The sequence below is a fragment of the Novosphingobium sp. ES2-1 genome (assembly GCF_015169775.1).
Taxonomy (GTDB): domain Bacteria; phylum Pseudomonadota; class Alphaproteobacteria; order Sphingomonadales; family Sphingomonadaceae; genus Novosphingobium; species Novosphingobium subterraneum.
This window is the reverse complement of record NZ_CP063445.1, coordinates 867,395-888,383: the sequence shown is the minus strand read 5'-3', so window position 1 is coordinate 888,383 and position 20,989 is coordinate 867,395. Positions and strand designations below refer to the sequence as shown.

Annotated in this window: 16 protein-coding genes; 8 read left to right on the top strand and 8 right to left on the bottom strand. The window is 62.7% G+C overall.

What is annotated here, in order from left to right; translation table 11 throughout:
• Nucleotides 1-49: 49 nt before the first annotated feature.
• Nucleotides 50-4,294 (bottom strand): strawberry notch-like NTP hydrolase domain-containing protein, encoded by a 4,245-nt coding sequence (locus IM701_RS04380; RefSeq protein ID WP_193827891.1) that lies wholly within the window; start codon nucleotides 4,292-4,294, stop codon nucleotides 50-52.
• Between the two features lie 40 nt (nucleotides 4,295-4,334).
• Entirely contained in the window at nucleotides 4,335-5,264 is a 930-nt protein-coding gene (locus tag IM701_RS04375; RefSeq protein WP_193827890.1) for a toprim domain-containing protein, read from the bottom strand.
• A 124-nt stretch (nucleotides 5,265-5,388) separates the two neighbouring features.
• Between IM701_RS04375 and IM701_RS04370 the strand changes: the two genes are divergently transcribed.
• A complete protein-coding gene (locus IM701_RS04370; RefSeq protein WP_193827889.1) occupies nucleotides 5,389-6,045 on the top strand; it encodes a lytic transglycosylase domain-containing protein in 657 nt (218 codons plus the stop codon).
• Between the two features lie 96 nt (nucleotides 6,046-6,141).
• Here IM701_RS04370 and IM701_RS04365 read toward each other — a convergent pair whose 3' ends face one another.
• A complete protein-coding gene (locus IM701_RS04365; RefSeq protein ID WP_193827888.1) occupies nucleotides 6,142-7,053 on the bottom strand; it encodes a HEPN domain-containing protein in 912 nt (303 codons plus the stop codon).
• Between the two features lie 64 nt (nucleotides 7,054-7,117).
• Nucleotides 7,118-7,993: a hypothetical protein gene (locus IM701_RS04360; RefSeq protein ID WP_082013504.1), complete on the bottom strand. Its 876-nt coding sequence runs from the start codon at nucleotides 7,991-7,993 to the stop codon at nucleotides 7,118-7,120.
• Nucleotides 7,994-8,436: 443 nt separating this feature from the next.
• On the opposite strand from IM701_RS04360, the gene IM701_RS04355 reads away from it, so the two are divergent.
• The 7 genes from IM701_RS04355 (at nucleotide 8,437) to IM701_RS04325 (ending at nucleotide 14,034) form a co-directional block, all read left to right on the top strand.
• Entirely contained in the window at nucleotides 8,437-9,159 is a 723-nt protein-coding gene (locus IM701_RS04355) for a LuxR family transcriptional regulator (RefSeq protein ID WP_193827887.1), read from the top strand.
• Between the two features lie 59 nt (nucleotides 9,160-9,218).
• Complete coding sequence (locus tag IM701_RS04350) at nucleotides 9,219-9,860, top strand: acyl-homoserine-lactone synthase (protein ID WP_193827886.1); 642 nt, start codon at nucleotides 9,219-9,221, stop codon at nucleotides 9,858-9,860.
• Nucleotides 9,860-10,723 (top strand): phytanoyl-CoA dioxygenase family protein, encoded by an 864-nt coding sequence (locus tag IM701_RS04345; RefSeq protein ID WP_193827885.1) that lies wholly within the window; start codon nucleotides 9,860-9,862, stop codon nucleotides 10,721-10,723. Before IM701_RS04350 ends, IM701_RS04345 begins: the two co-directional genes overlap by 1 nt.
• A complete protein-coding gene (locus IM701_RS04340; protein WP_193827884.1) occupies nucleotides 10,720-11,355 on the top strand; it encodes a GntR family transcriptional regulator in 636 nt (211 codons plus the stop codon). Before IM701_RS04345 ends, IM701_RS04340 begins: the two co-directional genes overlap by 4 nt.
• An 85-nt stretch (nucleotides 11,356-11,440) precedes the next feature.
• On the top strand, nucleotides 11,441-11,572 hold the full coding sequence (locus tag IM701_RS04335; RefSeq protein WP_118074434.1) for a benenodin family lasso peptide: 132 nt from the start codon (nucleotides 11,441-11,443) through the stop codon (nucleotides 11,570-11,572).
• A 66-nt stretch (nucleotides 11,573-11,638) separates the two neighbouring features.
• Nucleotides 11,639-12,316, top strand: coding sequence for a lasso peptide biosynthesis B2 protein (locus IM701_RS04330; RefSeq protein WP_193827883.1), 678 nt, complete (start codon nucleotides 11,639-11,641; stop codon nucleotides 12,314-12,316).
• Between the two features lie 173 nt (nucleotides 12,317-12,489).
• Nucleotides 12,490-14,034: an asparagine synthetase B family protein gene (locus tag IM701_RS04325; protein WP_193827882.1), complete on the top strand. Its 1,545-nt coding sequence runs from the start codon at nucleotides 12,490-12,492 to the stop codon at nucleotides 14,032-14,034.
• A 52-nt stretch (nucleotides 14,035-14,086) separates the two neighbouring features.
• Here the strand turns inward: IM701_RS04325 and IM701_RS04320 are convergent, their stop codons facing one another.
• The 4 genes from IM701_RS04320 to IM701_RS04305 form a co-directional block, all read right to left on the bottom strand.
• Complete coding sequence (locus IM701_RS04320) at nucleotides 14,087-16,111, bottom strand: Atxe2 family lasso peptide isopeptidase (RefSeq protein ID WP_193827881.1); 2,025 nt, start codon at nucleotides 16,109-16,111, stop codon at nucleotides 14,087-14,089.
• Nucleotides 16,105-19,041: a TonB-dependent receptor gene (locus tag IM701_RS04315; RefSeq protein WP_193827880.1), complete on the bottom strand. Its 2,937-nt coding sequence runs from the start codon at nucleotides 19,039-19,041 to the stop codon at nucleotides 16,105-16,107. Before IM701_RS04315 ends, IM701_RS04320 begins: the two co-directional genes overlap by 7 nt.
• A gap of 286 nt (nucleotides 19,042-19,327) precedes the next feature.
• Nucleotides 19,328-20,290 (bottom strand): FecR domain-containing protein, encoded by a 963-nt coding sequence (locus IM701_RS04310; RefSeq protein WP_193827879.1) that lies wholly within the window; start codon nucleotides 20,288-20,290, stop codon nucleotides 19,328-19,330.
• A gap of 6 nt (nucleotides 20,291-20,296) precedes the next feature.
• On the bottom strand, nucleotides 20,297-20,851 hold the full coding sequence (locus tag IM701_RS04305) for an RNA polymerase sigma factor (protein WP_230487791.1): 555 nt from the start codon (nucleotides 20,849-20,851) through the stop codon (nucleotides 20,297-20,299).
• Nucleotides 20,852-20,989: the final 138 nt, after the last annotated feature.

Sequence of the window (20,989 nt, the reverse complement as noted above, 5' to 3'; positions counted from 1 at the left end):
GTTCTCCATATGGCATCATATACGGCGAATAATGCCATTTGGCAAGGAACTATGCCGATGATGCCAGTCTGGCAATCACGCTCGCCGCGCCCTCGATCGGCACGAAGAGCCGGGTCTGATAGCGGATGATCTCGGTAAAGCAGCCTTGGACCTTGTACCAGTCGAGCCGAGCAGCACTCCATCCCGTAAGCTCAAGTCGCTGTGAGCCATTGACCAGGTTGCGCTTGACCATAAGCAGCTCGCGGCCCGCGAACTCCATGGCCCTGCCCGTTGCCAGGACGGTCTGGACAATGTCGTCGGCGGAAAGAGTTTGCTCGCGTTCCAGACCCAGCGCTCGGCACAGTTCGGGCACACAATGGGCGGGAACCTCGCGGCCGAGGAGCGAACGGCCATCTGCTGCCGAGATGCGACTGACCCTCACGAAATCCGAAGGAAGCTTGTCCCAGACCGGCAGTAGGAGGCCCGTCGCAAGATAGAGGCGCTCGCGCTTATGGCTGGTCCGCGCTTCCTCAACCTCGGCTGTCCAGGCTTCGCGGAAAGCGTCGACGGAGATGCCCTCCCAGTTGCTCTCAGCCAGCTGATCCTCGGTGATGTAGCTGCGCTTCAGCGGGCGGAGCAATTCGAAGCGGGAAACGCGCGAGCCGTCATCGGCAAGAATGCTGCGGGCGGGCACGAGCAAGGCAACACGACCTGAGCGGGCGTTCCGAACAGGCCGCTGCCGTTGCCCAACGAGGCCGTGGAGCTCCTCGAGCCGCTTCAGGGTAAACGGCTTCACGGCGCGGGCAATTTCCAGTTCCAGCAGATGGGTCGTCGCGCCCGAGGATGGATCGGTGCGCAGTAGCGTGTCCGACAGGACCGTAAAGTCGTCGACCGCGATGGTCTCAAGGCCGAGATCGAGTGTGCCGGCCTGACGGGCGGCATCGATACGCGCCTCGACCAGCCCCATGAACTCGTCAAAGATCGGGTTCTGCAAGGCAATCGGCAACGCGAGGATGCGATTGAGCCAGTGCTGGATCGACGGCAGGTCATCCACCATCGACCCGTCAGGGGCTTCGATCCGGAGGCCTGTCAACTCCTGGAAGCGCCCGAGGCTGACCTCTTCGAGCTTGCCGGTGAACAACAGGCCGAACCAGCGATGGAGCGCCTCCTTGGCATAGATGCTTTCGAGATTGTCAGCCGGATCGAAAAGGTTTTGACCGCCGGTCTGGCGCTGCCCGCGCGTCAAGGCACCGAGGCTGTCCAGGCGCCGCGCAATCGTCGAGATGAACCGGCGTTCGCCGCGCACATCGGTCGTCACCGGTCTGAACAGTGGGGCCGACGCCTGGTTGGTGCGATTGGTCCGGCCAAGCCCCTGGATTGCGGCATCAGCGCGCCAGCCCGGTTCGAGCAGGAAGTGGACACGCCGAGCCTGGTTCTTGGCGGCCAGATCGGCATGGTAGCTGCGTCCGGTTCCTCCGGCGTCGGAAAAGACCAGAATGCGCTTGGCCCCGTCCATGAAGGCCTGGGTTTCAGCCACGTTGGCGCGCGGCGACCGGGATTGGAGTTTCTGACAACCATCGCGGCCGACGATGAGCCGGCGTGTCCGGCCGGTCACTTCCGCCACCTGATCCACGCCGAAGCGTTCGATGATGGCATCAAGCGCGGTCGCGATCGGCGGCAAAGCGCAGAGCTGCTCGATCATCCGGTCGCGCGCGGCGAGTGCTGATCGGCACAGTATCGGCGCACCCTGCTCGTCGCTCTTCGGCTCTGAGCGAGGATTGCCGTTTTCATCGGTGAAGACGGCCATGAGGCGGACAGGAAAGCTCTTGGCGAGATAGTCGATCACATATTCCCGGGGGGACAGATCGATCTCCAGTGCTTCGCGTTCTTCGTCCGAGAGGTCGGCAAGCCGACGATTGAGCATGGCTTCTGCGGTCGAGATCAGCTGGACGACTGCGGCGTTTTCATCGGCAACCACCGCGTCGATGGCTGGTAACAGGCTGGGCAGCTTCATCGACAGGAGCAGCTGCGAGAAGAAGCGCTGCTTGGTTCCTTCGAAGATTGACAGCGCTGCGAACTTGGCGCCCGAGTTGAGCGTCCCGCCAGTTTCGCTATCGACGATCCGCGTGGCCTCCAGCGCTTCGCGCAGGTTGGCGTGGATGATCGCCCAGGCTTCAGCGTAGGCATCATAGACCGCGATCTGATCCTCGCTCAGGCGATGCTCTAGGATCTCGTATTCGACGCCGGCGAAGGACAATGCGCGCGCGGTGTAGAGGCCGAGCGACTTGAGGTCCCGGGCGACCAGCTCCATCGCTGCGATTCCGCCGTCACGAATGTCGGCGACGAACGCCTCGCGACTGGCGAAGGCGGTCTCCGGCCCCCACAGCCCAAGGCGGGTCGCATAGGCCAAATTGTTGACGTCGGACGCGCCGGTTGCCGAAGCGTAAAGCACCCGCGCGCGGGGCAAGAGGTTCTGCAGGCGAACGCCAGCGATACCCTGCTCCGAGCCCTTGACCTTGCCCCGCGAGCCTTCTCCGCCAGCAGCATTGGCCATGGCGTGTGCCTCATCGAACACGATCACGCCGTCGAAGTTGTCGCCCGCCCATGCCAGGATCTGATTGAGGCGGGTTGCATCGTTTCGGCCCGAACGCAGGGTCGGGTAGGTCACGAAGAGAATGCCATCGCGCATGGCGATGGAGGTGCCAAGTTTCCAGGACGCCAGCGGCTGAATGTCGATCGGGAGACCGCCTAGGGCTGCCCAGTCGCGGCGCGCGTCTTCCAGCAGCGCCTCGTTCTTCGAAATCCAGATATGGTGGCGCTCGCCGCGTACCCAGCGATCGAGAATGACGCTCGCGACTTGGCGGCCCTTGCCAGCGCCGGTGCCATCCCCGAGGAAATAGCCTTGCCTGTAGACCTGACCTTCTGCTGACGCCTTGAGCGAACAGCCCTTGTCCTCGGGCTCGAACCGACCGGGAAGATCGCGGGCATGAGCGCTGGCGGCGTAGATCAGGGTCTCTGCTTGGGCAGCAGACAGCAACCCCTTGGCGATAAGCCCGTCGGGCAGCTGCGGCACCGCGTCCGGCTTGGGTGCCGAGATCGACCCCATGGCGACGGACTCGACGAGCGGCGTTGGATGCTCGGCCGCGCCATCGATCACGATCCGGCTGGGGCGATAGGGCAGATAGTGGCCGACCTGTGCCTCAAGCGGCGCAGTGGTTGCGAGCGCCTCGTAGGTCAGCGCGCCGATGGTCATTGACGCAGCTCGAGTGATCGTTCCCGGAGCCGGGATCGGTCTGCGTGACGCGGCTACCAGTCGGAACGGCGAACGAGTTGGAAGGCTCGATTGTTCGGTTGCGGCCTGCCTGCTGTCGCGAGCAGGCAAGGCATCGACAAAATCGACCAGCTGGCGGAAAGCGTTCGTGCGAATAGCGACGGGCTCGTTCACGCCTTCCACCTTGTCGAGAACCAGCAGTCGCGTGGTGATCCCGGTGCCATTCTTGATGAAGGCACGCTCGACCGCGGCATTGAGCCGCAGCGACGCCGGCCCCTTCACTCCGGCCAGAAACCGCGCGCAATCGAACCATTCGGGCATGATCGCGACAAGCCGGCCGCCGGGGGCAAGCCGGTTCCAGGCCGATCGCAGATGCCTCGCCCCGGTGCGGCCATCGTGGCCCCGCTCGATCCCGTGAGAATACGGCGGGTTCACCAGCACGACGCTCGGGATGATGGCCGGATCGAGCAATTCGTCGATCAGCTCGGCATCATGTCCGGTCACGCGGGCAGCCGGGAAAACAGCAGTCAGGCAGTCGCGGCGCAGCGGCGAGATTTCGTTCAAGGCAAGGCGCGTACCGGCTTTGGTCGCCCAGACTGCGAGCATTCCGGTACCGGCCGAAGGTTCGAGCACGAGCTCATCGGGTATCAACCCACAGGCCCGTGCGGCAAGCCAGGCGAGGCGCGGCGGCGTTGCGAATTGCTGCCATTCGATCTGCTCGTCGCTGCGATTGGTCTGGGTCGGAATTCGGTCATCGAGGCAGCAGAAGAACTGATCCGCCTCGTCGATCGGGGTTGAGAGCTGGATCTGATGGAACGCTTGCAGGTGTTGAACCTGTGCCAGCTCTAGAGCTGCGTGGGCGTCACGCACCGACCAACGCCCGAGAGCATCGCTGCCCCCGAAGTGCTGGCTCATGATACGCGTAACGTCGCTGCGTGACAGCGCGCGGCCTGCTGCGAGCTCTGAAGCCATGATCTGGGCCGCAGTCGCAACAGCGGGCGGTGATGGTTCATCGAACGCAAAGGCGAGAGAAGAATTGGACATCGGAACCTCCTGACGAGGTCCTGCGGCGGGCAGGCCTCAATCAGCCTATGGCCCCCTCCCCTCTGCCCAACGGATCAGGTTTACGGGCAAGCCGGGACTTCAGCTCATCATTCCAGTCAAAACCGGGCGAGGCCGGAGCTCGTGAGTGGATGACACGATGAGGCGCAGCGTAAGCCTTCAGCGCTCGCTGTTCCGCGAGAGCGCCTCCGGCATCATTGTCGATGAACAGATGGAGTTCACCCACGCTCTCCGGGATCGCAACAAGGCCGAAGCGCTCGTTCCCGAGCGTTGCCCAGCAAGGGATCCCGAACAGCTGCATTGCTGAGAGGGCGCTCTCGATACCTTCGGCAAGGCCCAGTCGCCCCTGCTGCGCCGGGACAAGCCTGACGGCTCCGCAGCCAAGACTGCCGAGTGCGCGCTTGGGCCGTCCGAAGCCTGCCAATCTGCCGCTCCGCACGTCGAGAAACGTTCGGTGTACCGCGATTATGCCAATGTCGGTTGTGACTGCGGCTAGCATCGCGGGGAGAAATTGGACAGCACCGCGCGGCCCGAGCGGCGTGCGCGTCAGGTAACGGAGTTGATCGGATGCGGGCAGAATACCGCGCTGCGCAAGGTATCGTGCGACCGGGCTGTCGGAGATCGCCGTCGCCGATTGCCACAAGCGCCGCGCATTTGGACTGAAGTCGCCATATCTCTGCCTTTCGATGGTCTCAGCGTCTGAAGCGTTGAAAAGGTCGCGGCTGCGAACGCCCTGGCGATCCAACGCCGCAATGACGTCCTCAGTCAGGCATCCCGCGAAGCAGTGAAACAGGATCGCCTTTCTTCCCAGTGTCACACTCAGTGAGGGAGTTCGGTCGTCATGCGCCGGACAGCAACACATGCCTTTGCCCCGACTCCATATACCCTGAAGGCTTTCGACGATGGTGCGGGCGCGGCGTTCGAGTTGATGAGCTTTGTCTAACGGGGGCATCGACCTACTCCGGTTGAGGTGCCCTCCCCGCGCAGCCTCCGCTCTGCACTCGCGCCAAACCAATTTCCTACATCGTTTGTTCTTTATATGTTCTAACTCGATTCGGCTAGACAAGGATCGAGAAATGACCATCAGAACTCTCTTGATCGCAGGCATCGCGATCACCTCTGCTATCCCCGCCAGTGCCCAGGACATAGCAGCGCCGGCCATGATCGAAGTCCCGGCCAGCCATTCCGAAGGCATCCGGATTGCTGAAACATCGAACGGCTTCCAGCTGGTCGAGCATGGGCTGTGGCGGTTCACCCGGGACGGCCCGGCGTCTGTTCTCACTGTGCCACATAATGGCCGTGTCAACCTGCCATACAAATACGAACCCAAGGCCAAACGTGGCCCGTCCGATTTCAGGCGAGCAAGCTACCTACCCCACATCTATGCGGCGGAAGCGAAGTACTCCTTGCCCGCGGGCCTGCTCGATGCGCTCGTATGGACAGAATCCCGATATAACCCCGTCGCGGTCAGCCCAGCAGGTGCAGCAGGTCTCGGACAGTTGATGCCAGCAACGGCAAAAGAACTCGGGGTCTTCAATCGCTTCGATCCTATGGCCAACATCTTCGGCGCTGCGCGGTATCTCCGGCAGATGCTCGACAGGTTTGGCGTGGTCCACCTGGCGGTAGCGGCCTACAATGCTGGGCCAGGGGCAGTCGAACGTGCAGGTGGCATTCCCCGCAATGGCGAGACGCCGGAATATGTTCGCAATGTGCTTCAAAGTTGGAAGTTCTAGCTTCCACGAAGCCTCTTGCGCGACAGAACTGGAAGCGGAAGCTTAGGTGATGAGATCGCAGCGCCGGTACACTTTCGGCGGAACGGTCAACTGGCGTCAGGCGGCTTTAGCGAGGTCATCGATGCGCGCTTCGCAGGTGCTCTTCACCAAAATCTGCAGCTCTTTCACACGCCCGGCGATCCATGTGAGTTCGTCGGCGGAGATCCGGTATGAAGGTGAATAGCGGGCTTTGACGTAAGCATCTCGCAGGAGGGCGTAGCAGCGCTTTTCGAAGCGCCCGGTACGCGGCCAGACGTCCTTTAGCGAGGGCTCAAGTTCCTCGGCCATGTCGCGCAGACGATTAAGATTGTGGGATTTCGGACTCCAGAGCGTCCGGGTGAGGAAAAGGCAATGGTAAAGTCTCTCGACCGCCTGATGGAAAAGGAACGCAGCTTCCTTCGGCATGCCACTGGCCTGAGCATTTGCGGCTAGATCTTTGAAGTTCGACGCGCTGCTGAACCAGTCATCGAAGTAGTCTCGTGTTTCCTTGAGAGCTTGCTCAGGCGACAACGGCATCGGCTCGACGAAGTGAAAGCCGGGCTCTTCGAACAGGACAATGCCATCCTTGAGAATGTCCATGAAGAAGTAGCGACCGAGCCGCAGCTTGTCGTTCACGTCTTCAAGGCTGTGGTAGATCAGGCTGACCGGTGTACGCAGGACGGTCCCAGCGGAAAGATCGGCAAGCAGCCTGTTCTCGGTCGCCTCCCAGAATTCGGCAATATCCGTGAGATCGTCGTGGTTCACCACGACGAGAAGATCGTAGTCGGAGAAATAGCGTCCCACCGGGTCCTCGACCCAATCACCACGGGCATAGGAGCCGAACAGGACTATCTTGAGCAACTTGCCTGCGCGGAAGCGTGGCTGCGTACGCGTGGAAATTGCTTCGGCAAAGCCCGTGCGCACGGTCTCGACCACATGTGCAAGTTCGCGCCGCTTGCTTTCGGGCAGGTGATCGAGGCCGGAGTTCATGGAATGCAGATTCGACGGTTTTGCTTCTCGTGCCAAGGGCAAAATGAACAAGGCATCAGGAAGGCTAAGATAAGTCACTCGTCGGTAGCAGCGCTACTCTCGGCTGGTAATCCAAGCCGAACAGACGGAGCCCCGGAGATGATCGATCCCAGCAATGACGTCGGGTTATCGCGGCCATCACCGGGCAACGGATAACAAACCTTTCGTCATATCGGGCGTATAGCGCGGCAAAGAATGTGTCGAAGTGCAGCCCGCTCTCATCGCTTGGAAAGCCCGGTACCAACCTTGTCCGGCATTCCTCTTCCATGGCAACCATGGCAAGTGCCGCCGCCTCGCATTGTCCGGCTTGATCCATGAGGTCACGGCGCCGCCCCAAAACCTGCAGGGCATCATGAAACCGCCGCACTGGCGACACCGGCGCCCCATCCTGCGCTAAAGCGGCATTGCCGCCACCTCGCCGCCAGTCCGGTGCGGCACTGTTGTGTGCTGCCGAGTTCTGGTCCGTAGCTCGGTTGCCGCGCAACAGCACCAGATGTCCGATAACCAGTGCCGGATGCACCATGTGGAGATTAGTGCATTCGCCGACAATTTCCTCGAGGCGGTTGCCGAGATTGCGAAAGGCCCCGGTGACGCCCTTGCACGACACCGAAAGCACAGGCCCGATCCGGGCAAGTGAAACCAGAACGTCGACATGCTTGGCTCTGATCCCTCCGAGAACAGTCCCTTCCCCACATCCGCCAAGGGTCGGATCGAAGTAGAGCAGTGGCGGCTTGCGTTTACGACGCTCCACACGAAATGGTGGCCGCGGAATGATATCGTCAGGATCGAAGCCACCTTCCACGACAAGCCGGCACGCCACATACCAGTGCAAGGGAAGTATGTGGCGTTCCGATTGAACGCGCCCGTCGAACTCGGCAAATGCCGCGAGCGCTGTTGCCATGCTGGTCCAGCGGCATGTGTGATCGCCCAATTCGGCCTGGGCGTAGCGCCGTAAAGCTACGGCACTTTGCCGAGCTGGCTTTCGAAACCCGTGAATCCGGCGAGGTCGAGTGCAAACCGGACGAGCGCTCATGTGCTTGTCTCGCTGCTAGCCGAGCTTGTGTATTGTCTGCAATCGAAGCAGCGCACCTTCCTGCAAGGCAAATAACCTTCTGACATATTGATCGAATTTGGCGGTTCACGGTATTGAAGCGGGACTGAACCATGATACAGGTTTGACAGTTTCAACCGGATCGCCTCCGATCCTGAGAAGTTGGATCGCGGTCCACAGGCAGGAGAAAGGGCGCCCTGCTGGAGTCCGGCAAGTAAAACTGCCGGTGGGCGCAATGGTACCTCATGGCGGCTCGGGCGCTTGGGGAACTTCTGGAAGAGATGTCTGACCGGGTGGGTTCGATTATCGAACTCGACGAACTGCTCGGCGAAATATCCAACAGACTTGGCTTCGACTACTATGCTCTCACCCATCATTGTCAGCTTGCGAGCAAGGATGATGGAGCGATCAGGCTGCACAATTACCCGCAGAGCTGGGCAGAAAGCTACGACTCCCATGCGCTGGGCATGGTTGATCCGGTGCATCGGGCCAGCCACGTAACGGCCAAGGGCTTCTCCTGGTCTGACATCGGTCGCCTCATTCCGCTCACGGCCCAAGACCACAGAATGCTTGCTCTTGGTGAAGAGCAGGGCTTGCGTAGTGGCTTTACAGTACCAGCGCATGTGCCGGGCGAAGCGCGCGGATCCTGCTCGTTTGCATGCCGCAATCCGCGAGAAGGTGCCTCGGTTCCGCTCATCGCCCATTGCGCTGGGACATTCGCCTTCGAAACCGCGCGGCGTCTCTGGCTGAAGAGAGGTCATAGCCTTGCCTTGCGCAAACCGGTTCTGACCGATCGCCAGCGCGACTGCGTGCTTCTCATGGCCCAGGGCAAGACTGATCCGGAAATCTCGACAATTCTGGGCATATCGCGCGAAACCGTGACCGAGCATGTTCGCACGGCGTGTCAGCGCTACGGGATATACAAGAGACAATTGCTGATCACCCTGACCCTGTATGACGGAACGCTCACGTTCGGGGATGTCCGGCCCTGGAGATACCCCCATTTCTGGGGGTAGCGAGGACGTCACCGTCGCCTGATCCTTGGCTGACCAGTTCGGTTGAGGAGCAATCCGTCATGTTGAAAGTCACCGCGCCCGGCACAGAGCCGGACGCTGCGCTGCTGCGCGCTATGTTTGCCGCACGAAAGGCAGTCTTCATCGATCTGCTTGGGTGGGACCTTCCGGTCCTTGCTGGGCAATACGAAATGGACCAGTTCGATGATGAGCACGCACGCTACCTGATCCTCAGTGACAACGGCGATCATCTCGCGTCTGCCAGGCTCCTGCCGACTACACGGCAAGGAATCCTGTCGGGCCTTTTCCCGATGCTCAGTGCCGGGCCCGTACCTTGCGCACCCGATACCTTCGAAATCACCCGATTCTGCCTCGACCGGTCACTCAATGCCCGTGAGCGGCGCGACGTCCGCAATGCGCTTGTCCACGCGCTAGCCACCTATGCAATCGACGCCGGGATTTCGCGGTACTGCGCAGTCGCAGGCCTTGGCTGGTTCAGGCAGATCGAACGGTTCGGCTGGAGCTGCCGGGCCCTGGGCGCGCCCATCCGGACAGGGGGGCAGGAGCTGGTCGGCCTTGAAATTGGCATCACTGCCGACACACAGCAGCTGCTCGAAGCGGCCGGGATCCATTGCGGCTACGGTGAAAATCTTGCGCGGGCCATACCCAGCTCCCTGCCCGCCGGGCACAAGGAGTGGCACTGATGGAACCGGCAAACCAGATCGGCATGGCCGTCCGTCAGTTGCAGACTGATGGCTACGCGATCCTGCATGAAGCCCTGCCCGTTTCCGTGATCGAGCAGCTCCATGAGGATCTCCAGGACGACTTTGCATTGACGCCATACGGAACTGGGATGTTCTACGGCGAGCGGACCAAGCGGTTCGGCAGGCTTCTTCGACGGTCCGCTGCCACGCAGTGCCTGGTCCTGCATCCGGTCATTCAGGATGTCGTGAGCCGGATTCTCGGGCCCTGGTGCGACCGCATCCAGCTCAACACGACCCAGGCCATCGCGGTCCATCCCGGCGCCCCTGCGCAGTTGCCCCATCGCGACCAGGACATGTGGCAGGCCGATTTCGGCAAACGCGAATACCTCGTCAATGTCATGTGGCCGCTCACTCCCTTTTCGGAAGAGAACGGAGGCACGCGGATCTGGCCGCAGAGCCATGGCAGCAACGCCCTGACGGCCGTGGCCCAGGACGATTTCATCGCGCCCGAGCTTGTCCCGGGATCAGCCCTGCTTTTCCTCGGCTCGACGCTTCATGGCGCGGGCGCCAACGCGAGTGCACAAGAGCGGCGCGGCATCGTGATCGGCTATTCGCTGGGCTGGCTCAAGCCCTACGAGAACCCGTGGCTCGCCTACCCCCCGGACATTGCCAGGACATTTCCCCCCGAGCTCGCGGCACTTGCAGGTTACGTGCAGCACCGACCGAACCTCGGGAACTTCGAAGGGCAATGTCCTTCGATTCTGCTCGAAGACTACAAGGGCGAGCCCCTGGGAGCGATCGATGCCTTGCGTCCCGACCAGGTGCAGCAGGCCCGTTCTTTTGCGCATGGGAGAAGCGGATGAGCGCCGGCCCCATAGCAGAACGCATCTATGACGCCTTGCGCGCCATGATCCTTTCCCGCGCATTCATGCCGGGTGACAGGCTCGATCCCGCAGTCATCGGCGAACAGCTCTGTGCAAGCGTCACGCCCGTGCGCGAGGCCCTGCATGTGCTGTGCGGCGAGCAGCTTGTCGTGACCCATCGCTCGGGCGGCTTCTTTCTCCCGACGCTCGACGAGCCAAGGCTCAAGGACATGTACGCTTTCAGCAACGAAGTGCTGGGTCTTGCGCTCCGCCTCTGGCGGCCATGGACGATCGTGGACTGGGACCGGATTGCCGAGCGTCGGACGGCTTATGCCGAACGCGTCGCCGATGCATTCGAGGGAGTGGCACGCGCTTCGGTCAACTCCGAGCATGGTCGGGTCATGGCCCTCTTCAACGCACGCCTCCATGCCGTTCGCATGATTGAACCGGCCGTGCTTGACGGCTCCATCGCAGAAGTGCGCGACATCGAATGCGCGCTGGACAGTGGCGACAAGGATCATCTGCGACGGTTGCTGGGCGCCTACCACCGCCGGCGCATTCGCAGCTCTGCCGAGATTCTGCACGCCCTGCACCGCCCGGCGAACCCGTCCGCGCCAACAATCGGCATATAGAATTCGTATAAATTTCAGATCAAACGGCGCCTTCCATAGTCTGATCCTGCCGCAATCACGCGGCGAGGTGAAAAGGAGAAGACCGATGGAACGCACGTTCGATCTCGTCGAGGACGTCGAAGACCTGGGCACCGCCAGCATCGAAACGCTCGGCCCTCCGGGAGACCGGATCGAGTTCGGTGTGCTCGCGCAGCTGCCGGGCCTTGATCGCGACTGATCCACTGGCAGGTGCGCAAGGCCTTACTGGCCCGGCGCACCTGCCTTGTGCTTGTGCGAGGCGGACATGACAGCGCCTGGGTCCTATCTTTCCTCATGCCGGATCGCAGCCGGGGTCGGTGTTGCGCGGATCGGCGACAAGGCAGTCGTGCTCGATGTCCGGCATGATCGCTACACGATGTGGAGCGGGTCTTGCGCATCAGCGTTGCTGGACCTGCGCTGTGGCAAGCCGTGTCCATTGTCTCCGGACGACTGCCGCACACTCGAAAGAAACGGCCTGCTGACGAAGGGAGAACGGGACGCAGGACCCTGGCTCACGGCAACAGATATCCGGACGCCGACTGCCAGCGCAGTGGAAGGTCCCGAAGCCGGTCGGTTACGGCCGCTGCATTTGGTAGCGAGCGTCTGGAGCTGCATCCGCGCCAGAATGGATTTGCGCGCGGCACCGCTCCACCAGGTCCTGATCGACATGCCTGCTGCGTCTCGTGGGCGTACGACACGTGACCTTGTGACCCACGCCCGTGCATTCGACCGGGCGCGACGCTGGGCGCCGGTTCGGCCAAGATGCCTCCCCGACGCGCTGGCCTATGTGCGCATGGCAAGGCGCGAGGGCTTTGCAGTCGATCTTGTCTTCGGGGTAAAACTCCATCCCTTCGAAGCCCATTGCTGGGTGCAATCGGGCAGCCTCGTCCTGACCGATCCGCTGGACAAGGTGCGCCGCTTCGAAGTGATACTGGCACTGTGACCGAAGGGTATCTCATCGCATGCGCCCTCGATGGGCAGCCGGATGAGCGACCAGATTCGCGATCGGCCGAAAATCGAGTTCACCGGCTGCCCGGTCCATGGCGCGCACGAAGGTTCGAAGAGCTGACCATTCATGTCTCGCCATCGACCGAACTGCGGCAAATCGGCAGGACTGTGATCATCGGACAGATCTTCGGCGATCTTGCGGTGTTGCAGCGCGCTGATCTTCATCCCGACCTGCTCGTGGCGCATTGCTGGGGCAACTACCTTGCTCTGCACATGTCCAAGAGCGGGCGTCCATCGTGGTTGCTGCGAGCGCCGCTTGGCCATCTCCCAGTCTACACGGCTGCTGTGGCCGGGAAACTGTGGATCTCCTCGCATGTCCCGGAGCTTGCGGCTGCACGCGCTGCAAGGCCCCAGATCGACTGGTCTTTTGTCGCGAACCATCTTGCTTTCCTGCACCTCAAGACCGCGCAGACCGGCCTTGTCGGCATCGAAGAACTTCTGGGCGGGCAATGTCTTGATCTTTCCGTGGAACCGGCGCGGCGGACAATGGCCTGGTCCCCGGGCATGTTCGTGCGGACAGATATCGAGATCGCGGACTTCGCTGACGCCAGCAGGCGCCTTGCCGACATCATAGACGAGGCTGTCCGGTGCCTGGCAGGCGATGGCGCGGTCCTGCTCGAACTCTCGGGTGGGCTTGATTCCTCGATCATCGCAGCAGCCCTGGCAAGGTGTGAGGGCCAGGGACAAGCGGTCAGCCTTTCGACGGGCTCGGCAGAGAGCGATGAGCGCATCTATGCGCAGGCCGCCGCCGATGCTGCAGGCATCGCACTCACATTGCGCGAAGTCGGAAAATCCAACCTGGTTGGCCCGGCCCGCAGCCGCGAAGCCCGTCCGGGCCTGCCAGCGATCCTCGGCGCTGCCGATGCAGTGCTGTCAGAGGAAGGCACGGCGCAAGCGATCACGGCATTCGTCAGCGGTGCGGGCGGTGATTGCGTTTTCGCAACGCCCAACGCTGCCGGGGCCGCAGCGGATGCCGCCAACAGGTCGGGTTGGGCGGCCAGGACCACCTGGCGCACCATCGAGGCGCTGGCCCGCTATCACAACGCCAGTGTCTGGTCGGTCGCTGGCAGGGCCTGGCAGCTGGCACGAGGCGCAAGCGATCCGGGCAGTTGGCCGCGCGCACGCGGATATCTCGCCGATACCGTGCCCCTCCCCGATGCACCGCCACACCCCTGGCTCGCGGAAACCTGCAGCATGTTGCCCGGAAAGCGGGACCATGTTCATGCCATCCTCGCCAGCCTCGCCCACGTCGACGGTTATCCTCGCCACACCATAGCCCCGACACGGTTTCCGCTGCTCAGCCAGCCCGTCGTCGAGACTGCCTTGCGCATACCAAGCTGGCTCTGGGTCGAGGGCGGGCAGGACCGGGCCGTAGCCCGTGCTGCGTTTGCAAACCGTCTGCCAGACCTGATCCGCGATCGACGCAGCAAAGGAGCACTCGATGGCTATGCCCTGGCTGCGATAGAGCAGCAGGCGGAAGCGCTTATGCCGTTTCTGCTCGATGGCCATCTCGCGCACCAGGGCCTGCTCGATCTGGCCAGAGTGGAGAGCGCGCTACGGGAGAAGGCAAGGCGCGCCGATCCTCGGGCACATCTTCTTGTGCCGCTGATCGACACCGAGGGCTGGCTTCGCGCATGGCTTGGCGACCCTTGAGTTGCTGACCGGCGCAATCGTTCAGCAATGGCGATGGCGGACCGATGAGCGTTCAGGGCTTCATATCCCGCCAGCGTTGCCAGGATGCCGGATCAGCAGGCTTGCTGCCCGCGTCTCCCAGCAGCCAGAACCTGAACCAGTCGAAGTTGCGCAAGTTGGCCGCCAGCTGGTGACGCGGTTGCCACTTGAGGTGCATTTCACCGGGAAAAGCCCAGAGTTCGACTGGTTTCCCGGCGTGCTGCAGCCGCGCAAGGAGCTCGACGTTGGCGCGATACTCCTGTTCGGGCAATTGCATCAGCAAGGGCACCGAGATGCGGTCGGCATTAAAGGAAGGGGATACGCGCCTCCACCCGGCCTGATCCGTATCGGGATCACCCAGGCCCCAGGCCGACTTGAGCATGGCGGGCACGTCGCGCCCCGCGACGGCATTGAACCAGTAGTAGGTTGGCGTCACCATGACGTTGGCTACGGCTGCGACCTTAAGCAACTTTGTGTGCATGGCGAGCCAGGCTGTGACTTCGCCGCCGAAGCTTACCCCGCCCATGCCGACGCGCGAGGCATCGATCCTGCCCTGCCCGGACAGTTCTCCGATGATCGCCGCGATGGCGCTGGCAGCGACCCTGTAGGCTTCGACGTTGTCCCCGCCGCCCGCCAGGCCGGGATCACGATTGATGCACAAGGCCGCGATCCCCGACGCCGCGAGATCGCGTAAGGGATACTCGTCCCCCGTCCCGCCGCGCAGATACCCCTCGCAGGAATAGTAGGTAATGAACAGCGGCACTGGTCCGGCATGGCCCGGCGGTAGAGCCAGATAGCCTGAGAACGTTCGCCCTGCGCCGTCTTGCCAGACCTGCCGGTCGAAGCGGATGACGGGGTTCTCGAGCGGCGCATTGGGCGCCCTGAGGACCTGCTCTCGGCGTGATGCCAGATCAATCGCCACCACGCGTGGTGGCGCGTTGGCCGAAGACGCTACACAGATGAGCCTCCGGGTCGAAGCTGCGCAGGCCTTGCCGTTGTCTCCGCCATTGCGTTCGCCCGAACTCTGGAACACCTCCTCGACCTGCCCACTGGCCGGGTCCCATCTTGCCAGTGTGCTGCCACCGTCGCGATTGCGGGTTTCGAAAATCAGGGCATTGTCCGTGCCAGCCCAGACGACTGAGCGCGCCCGGGCGGCTTTGCATTGCACGGCTTTGCAGCGCGCCAGTTCCTGCCCCTCGGCATTGATCACGGCCAAACGCCACGACAGGCCTTTGGACAGGACAACCGCAATGCCTCTGGCATCGCCCGAGGGCTGGCGCAGGGCGACGTACCAGTCCTGCAATCGTTCGAGCGAGCGCGGGCGGGAGGCGTAATTGCGAGCTTCTTCGGCTGTTGCATCGCGGATTGTCGCGAGGTCTTGTCCAAGCACCTTGAGCCTGGGCTTGCCCGCGGCGATGACGCCGCCTTGCTCGAACCAGGCACCCTGGAGACGTCCGCTGGCCCAGCGGCCATCGATGCGATCGCCACGATACAGCGGCCGTTGCGGGTCGACCGACGCATCGATCCGCGTTCCGCTATCGTACTCGGCCTGCTCGGCTGCCTCGATCGCGGCGCGCTCCGGGCCAAACCCGAGCAACCATGCGTTGCCACCTGCAAGCGAGATCATGTCCCTGACATTGCCAGCCTCGCTGGTAACTTGCGCAGCGCCTGAACCATCGGTCGCTGCCCTCCAGACCTGGACTTGCCCGCCTGCGATCTTGCGGAACAGCACGGTTCTGCCATCGCGCGTCCACTGCGCGCTTGAAGCCAGGGGAAAGCCGTTGAGCCATTCGATTTCGCCAGCATCGGCGATGCGTCTGGCAGGCACTGAACCGTCAGACGGCGCCACCAGCCATGCGACTTCATAGTCATTGCGGTCGACCGAGGCGCGGTACTCGCGCCAGAGGGCAAGCGTGCCATCCGGCGAAATGGACGGGCTGTCGATCCGCGTGATTTCTATGGCGGGCCGGATCCCGGCCCCGTCCGCAGCCTGCGCTGCGAACGGGACCAGGGCGGCCAGGGCAAGCGACAGCGGGGCTGGATGCCATCGCTTCACCATGACTTGGTCACCTGAACTGCGACAAACCGTCCGACCGCGCTTGCCTGCTCGGGATCGAAGCCGGCTGCGCTGAACGGGGTGCGATTGTTTACGTAAGGCGGGTCGCGATCGAACAGGTTGGTGATGCTCAAGGCGAAGCGCGTGCCCGCCATGGCCCCGGCTTCCTCTCCGAACCGTTTGGAAAGCGTAAGGTCGACAGTCGTCCAGCTTGCAACTGACTCGACCGGTGCCACTGCAGTATTGCGATAGCCCGCCATGTGATTGACGAAGGCTGTGGCCCCGAAACCGTCCTGTTCGAACCCGGCGCGCCCGCGCAAACGATAGCGCACCGGGTTGCCGATCGTCCCCAGGGCTTGCGTGCGCGGAGCAGCCGACGTCAACTGCTGCGTCAGGTGAAACAGCCAGCTCCCCGATGCACCAAGTGAAAGCGCACCTCTGGCCGTCTCGTGGCGATAATTGAGATCAAAATCGATCCCGTCGAGATGGTTGCGTGCGAGGTTGGCGTTGCGCGCATCGATCACGTAGCGGATCGAGCCTGCAGCAATGCCGAAGGGATTGCTGAAATCGGGGCTCGCATAGAAGCTTGCCACTTGCGCTGGCGACGGATTGACCGTGATCAGCGGCTCGTAACGCGACCGCTGGGCCAGGAATGTGAAAGCATCGACCGCGGGATTGAAGATGCGATCCTTGTAAGAAATGTCGAAGTACGTGGCGCTCATCGAAAGCCACGGGATCGCAGGCGGTTTGAAGTCAAAACCTGCCGTCCAGGTCCGCGCGCGTTCCGGTCCGATCCCCGGATCATTGCCGAACAAGGCAATGACATTGCTGCTGCCGGAGGGCGAACCGGGGTCTGTAACGGGTATCGGCACGACCTGGCTGAGCCCCGGGCCCTGGCGCACGTCGAAGAAGCCGGGTGCACGAAACGAGGTGCCATACGACCCTCGCAGCGCAAGGCCTTGCACGGGCTCCCACGTCAGTCCGACCTTGGGGTTGGTCGTCGTCCCGAAATCCGAGTAGTGCTCGATGCGTCCTGCCACCGACAGGTCGAACCGATGCACGCCTGCAATGCCCTGCCCAGGACCGACCAGCGGTGCACGAAGTTCGGCAAATCCCGCAATCACATTACGCGCAAGCGGATATCCATTGTCGCCACTCGCGACAGGTACGAGCGTCGTCTCATCCGCGAGGCTGCGCGAGCCGTAGCCCTCCTCGCGATACTCTCCCCCGAATGCCAGCGTCAGCGCTCCCCCTGGAAGCGTCAGGAGCGGCCCGTCGAACTTGAGACCGGCGGTCGTCTGGCGCGCTCGCGCACTTGTCCGCGATGATCCGCGCACATAGTCGATCGTGGCTGCGCTGGTGTAAGAGCCGTCACCGAACAGATTGAAGGCCTTGGCCGGATCGGGATCTGCGAGAGCCTGCGCGAGCCGGGCGCGATTGACGAGATTGTCCCGCAGCAACTCTTCATGCTGGACGCCATGATTGCCGTAAGCCTCGGCCCGCCATGCCCCGAAGCGTGCTTCCAGCGCACCCGCAACCGTCCAGTTGGTGACATGCGAACGATTGACCGTGGCCCCGAGGTCGTCCCGGAAATCATAACCGACGCGGATGGGCTGCCCCGTTCCGATTGGATCGACATAGAACGGGTTGCTCACGGGCACGGTAACCTGCGATCCGAAGACGATGTAACGCTGGTCCGAGCGGCGGTCGGCCGCAAAGCCCTGAAGCCGCATCGTCAGCCACGACGACAGGTCCTGTTCTAGCGCGATAAGCCCTGCGTGACGGCGTGTGCGTGGCAGGATGTCGGTCAGGCGCCGACCGTCGCCAAGATTGCGCACTCCGGCAAGCAGATCGCCTGGCGCAAGTGCCCTGCCATCCTGTCCGGTCGGTATGCCGAAGATAGCGCCGTTGGCTGCAGTTATCGTGCCGGGGTTGGCGAAGGCCTGACGATAGTCAGGGCCCCCAAAGCGGGTAAGGTCCTCTGTTGCGTAATCACGGTCCTGGGCCCCGAGGCGGTCGCGCCGGTAGAACTCGTAAGCCGCCATCAGGCTGCCGCTGTTCCAGCGCAGACCTGCCAGCTGACTTGCCTGGACCTCGCTGAAGCCGTCAGCCATGCCCACCCGAAACGATGTCTCGGCACCTTCATATCCGCGCCGCAAGCGTACGTTGACCACGCCTGCAACAGCATCGGAGCCGTAGATGGCTGACGCACCATCTGCGAGGACTTCGATGCGTTCGATGGCACTGGCCGGTATCAGTGAAATGTCGACGATGGAGCTCGCGGCTCCCAGCGCCAGCCGATTGCCATCGACGAGCGTCAGGGTCGAGGTCGTGCCAAGGCCGCGCAGGTTGATGCTGGCACCCGAACCGATATTGGCATTGGCATTGTTCCGCTGGGTAAAGCCGAGCGTGCCTTCATTGGGGCCTCCGCCGAAGTTCTGCGGAAGGACCGATACCAGGTCCTGCACTGTGGCCCTGCCGCTTTCCTCGATCGCCCTTCGGTCGATCGCGATCACGGCAGCGCCCGCCGGCGCCGAACCGCGAATGCGCGTGCCGGTTACCACGATATCGTCAGCCGTGCTGTCTGCGGATGCCCCACGCCTTGGCGTTGTCAATCCTGCCGAGCGGATCGCGTAGCCTTGGCTCGTCGCGATGCCCTGAAGTCCTGAGCCTTCGAGGATTTTGCCCAGCGCGCCAGCGAGCGTGTAGGTCCCCTGCACTGCAGGAGCGGTGCGGCCCGCCACAAGCTTGTCGTCTGCGACGATGGTTGCGCCGGCCTTGGCGGCAAGATCGTGCAGCGATCGCGCCATGGCCTGCGCCGGCAGGTCCAGCGAAAGGGTATTGGCCTCCTGCGCGCCCGCAGGTGCTGCCGCCACCAGAGGTGCTATCAGCATCGCGATGACCATGGCATGGGTTGATGTTTTGAACGTCATGATTGCCTCCCTCGCGTCCATCTCAGGGGACGCGCATCGGTTGGGACGACGTCGCGCGAAAACACCCGCCAGAATTCTTTTCGGCGGGCATCGTCGCGGACGGCCCGCAGCCGGTCAGCCGGTCACCCCGTGGTTGTGGAGATCATGCCGAGCCGTCAGCGCGCACCGATCCACCGCCTCCTATCCTCTGTCCGGGAAGCGAATGAGGTCTCTTGCATCCAGAAGATGCCGCTGGTCGGACGGCACGCGGATCATTCACTCGGTCCGCGAGGGAGGGCAGGAAGCTTCAGGCCGTGTCGATCACCAGCATGCCGGGGTGCTGCGTCACTTTGATTCCGCCCAGGGCCTCGAGAATGCTCGCAAAGCCTACCGGATCGTCGAGGCGGATGGCACCTGCCAGAGTCCTGTTGGCCAGTGCAGGACTTGCGAGGCGAAGCTGAACAGCATTGCGCGCGTTGAGCAGGCTGACCGCCTCTCCCAGGGATATGCGGTCACCGGTTGTCATTGGAGGTTGTGCAGAAGAGCTTCGCTCGGAGCGATGCTCGGTCCCGGATGGCCCGGCTTCGATCATGTGCGCCCCGCGACCAAGGGTGTGCCGAGCGCCATCGGTGTTCTGCACCTGCACTTGGCCATCTACGACCTCGACGCGCAGACCATTTGCGGCGAGCGCAATATCCACCGTGCCTGCAGCACTGTCGATCCTGGTGCCTGCACTCATGATCTGCATCGCATCCGTGCCGCGCCGGGCCACACGGATGCGAACGCGACCGGCATCAATCGTAACCAGGCGGTTAGCGGGAGTGATGTTGGTTCGTGCCTTGCTTGGCCCGTTGAGTGTCAGGGAGCTTCCATCGACAAGCTGCCATGTCCGTGTTTCACCTGTGGCCGTAGTGTATGTCCTGGCCTCAACGGTGGTTCCAACGCCGATTACCGGGTGGTCCCCTGAAAACCGCATTGTCAGCAATCCCATGCCAAGCAACAGGCACGCGCCGACGGCGCCGAGCTGCGTGCTGCGTTGCAGGTGCAATGGTGCACGGGTCAGCTTGCGCTGCTGGCCAAGGGGGCTCTGATCGAGCGCCAGGCTATCGCGCCACGCGCGCTCGACTTCGGCGTACGCGAGACGATGTCGCAGATCGCTGGCAAGCCAAGTCTGAAAGCCGGGCGCACGCGCTTGACCGGCGTTCTCGTTGCGCGCCAGCCACTCAGCCGCTTCATCGCGGATCTTGCCGGGAATGGGTTGCCTCGTCACCCGCGGTCAATCCTCGACGAGATGCCGCGCCAGGGCCTTGAGCGCCCTGCTCATCTGTTTCTCCACGCCCCGCACGCTCAACCCCGTCTGTTCTGCGATCTCGGCATAGCTATAGCCATCGAGCCGACGGGCAAGGAAGATGTTTCGCGTGAGCGGCTTGAGACGGAAAAGTGCCTGTTCTAGTCGGGCAAGGCGATCGCGCGCTTCGAGTTGTGCCTGCAGATCGCATCCTGGATGAATGTCCTCGAACGGCTCTTGGCTGTAACGGTGCTGGCGCAACTCCTGCCTGATCAGGTCCTTGCGCGCGTTGTCTGCCGCAATCCGCACATAGCCGGAGAGGTTCTCGATCTGACGCTGGCGGCTCGTCATCAGGCGCACGAACACCTGCTGGACGAGATCCTCCGCCAGAATCATTCCGGTCTTGCGAGCAAGCTTGCGCAGCAGCGAGGGGCGGGAGCGGCGGAACTCAGCCTCGATCGCTGCCAGGTCAGGTGGAAGCGCTTCAGCGGTGTTCTGGCCATGGCTGTCATCACCTGCCTGTGCTGCAAGAGGTTTCGTCAATCGCCAAGCCCCAGCTCGCGAGGCATTCCGGTGGTTGGCCGGATCCTGAGAACACGTCTGGAGACATGCGCCTTTGCCTTTGGCCCCGAAGGACTTGGACATGGACAAGGGCGATCCGGCCGTATGCGACGGCAGAAA